Source organism: Burkholderia sp. NFPP32 (assembly GCF_900119325.1).
Lineage (GTDB): Bacteria > Pseudomonadota > Gammaproteobacteria > Burkholderiales > Burkholderiaceae > Burkholderia > Burkholderia pyrrocinia_C.
Genome location: NZ_FPJP01000076.1, coordinates 1 through 1696, shown reverse-complemented (window position 1 = coordinate 1696; position 1696 = coordinate 1). Strand labels below are relative to the sequence as shown.

Below are 1696 nucleotides of genomic sequence, written 5' to 3'. Positions count from 1 at the left end.
CAGATACGCCTCGAATGACCTCTCCCAGTCCATCATTCCTCACGCCATGGATGAAGAAGTTTTTATAATGGCATGAATTTATTGACACAGTAAGACTAGATGCAATGTAGAGGCCGCGGAAGTAAGCCTCCTGGAGTAAACCGAGGATTCCGATACCCGTTTTCCGAGAGGCGTACGCCACCAAGAACGCATATGGTCCTGCCGGGTCACGTGGCGCCGGTGCATTGTCCAGGTTGTTGACTCACCAAAGCTCGTACTCGTCAGCATGCCACTTCGGCTTTGTCAGATTAGCGGCGCATCGAAATACGGCGCCGGAAATTCATCTGGCTAAACTGAAATTCCTGCCGACAAAGCAAAATCCAGATAATCAATCACCTTGCTATCCATATGAATCCAGTCGATCTTTCCTCCCGCAACCGAATCCCCGTAACAGGAGACGACATCGCCGGCGCCCGACTTATCGAAGCATCTCCATCGGCCAACGCGAATTCGGCCTCCGACACAGCGAGGCCCAATGCCGAGCATGTCGACTCGCCTATCGCGCAACCCGATGAGCGATGGGGGCGGGTCAAGCGAGCACTGGCGGAACCCCAATGGATGAGTGGTGAAAGCTATCAGGATTATCTGGCGCGGCGAGAAAGGCTGGGATTCATGCCGCCTGCCGAGGCACCCAGTCCATCGGGTTGGACAATCGCGGGCGAAATATTGTTGAGTCTTTTGTGGGGCGGACCGGGAATTGGCATAGGCAGGCCCGTGCCGGCACGTGCGCTGGGACGCCCGGTATTTTCCTATTCTCCACGCCCAACGTCATCCAGCGAGACCATGCCGTTGCTCCGACCCAATCCCCGTACTTCGCCCCAAGTCGAACCTCAGCCGGTGCGCGCCACACCGTTCGAACCAGTCCGGCCACCGCTCGAGCCTGTCGCGAGCGACGGCGTGCCAGTCGAGGCGGGGAGCGCGGAGATCACCGAGTCAGGCGAGTCACTCCGAACGCCCAAAGCCGTTGTCGCGGGCGCGCCGGAATCGCTCACCCCGGACGCCTGGAAACGCCAGTCGAAGGACGGCCTGAACGAGGAACTGGTACAGAAGATCGACGACGCATTCGAAGATGGCCAGGATGTGCGGGTCCACACGTCCAAAAGCGGTACAAAGACCTATCTGATTCATGACCCGGATGACCGAGCCTACTTCTCGATCGATTCCAACGAGACGTGGTACCCCACCGAAATGTACGATTACAAGGCAATCGGCACGTGGGAAACCGGCAAGCCGAATCAAAAATACGCCCCCATCGAGCAGTTCGACCGGGGCCGCGACGACGTGATACAGACGCGTTCCGACAGCGCAAAAACAGCAATGGAAAACGGCGTGCACCTCGACCCTGTCAAGGTGAACGAAGTGGCCCCGGGCAGCGCAACCCGATTCAGGATCGTCGACGGTAATCACCGCCATTTTGCGGCGCAGCAATTGGGCCTCAGCACCATTCCGTATGAAATCGTGAATTAAAATCTCTAACAAAATGAGTGTTTGGGGACTGTTACTAAGATTTCGGAAAGAAATGTCACATGGAGGCGTACTGACATTCGGGCTGGCGAAAGAAGGACTTCACCAGTGCCGGCAACTTCTGGATGCGGCGCAGAGCACCGATGGCCAGTCGCTTCATGTCGTCTTTGGACTGCACGAGGCGCCTGGAGAC

At 57.1% G+C, this 1696-nt stretch carries 1 protein-coding gene and 1 pseudogene; one reads left to right on the top strand and one right to left on the bottom strand.

Going from position 1 to position 1696, the window contains the following annotated elements:
• Window positions 1-387 precede the first annotated feature (387 nt).
• Window positions 388-1506: a ParB/Srx family N-terminal domain-containing protein gene (locus tag BT264_RS39000; RefSeq protein ID WP_110281500.1), complete on the top strand. Its 1119-nt coding sequence runs from the start codon at window positions 388-390 to the stop codon at window positions 1504-1506.
• Window positions 1507-1561: 55 nt separating this feature from the next.
• Here the strand turns inward: BT264_RS39000 and BT264_RS38995 are convergent.
• Window positions 1562-1696, bottom strand: a pseudogene (locus BT264_RS38995) (IS630 family transposase); the annotation flags it as partial.

What these genes read in the sequence shown, in the direction of transcription:
- BT264_RS39000 (WP_110281500.1), top strand. Translation starts at nt 388, where the DNA reads ATGAATCCAGTCGATCTTTCCTCCCGCAACCGAATCCCCGTAACAGGA.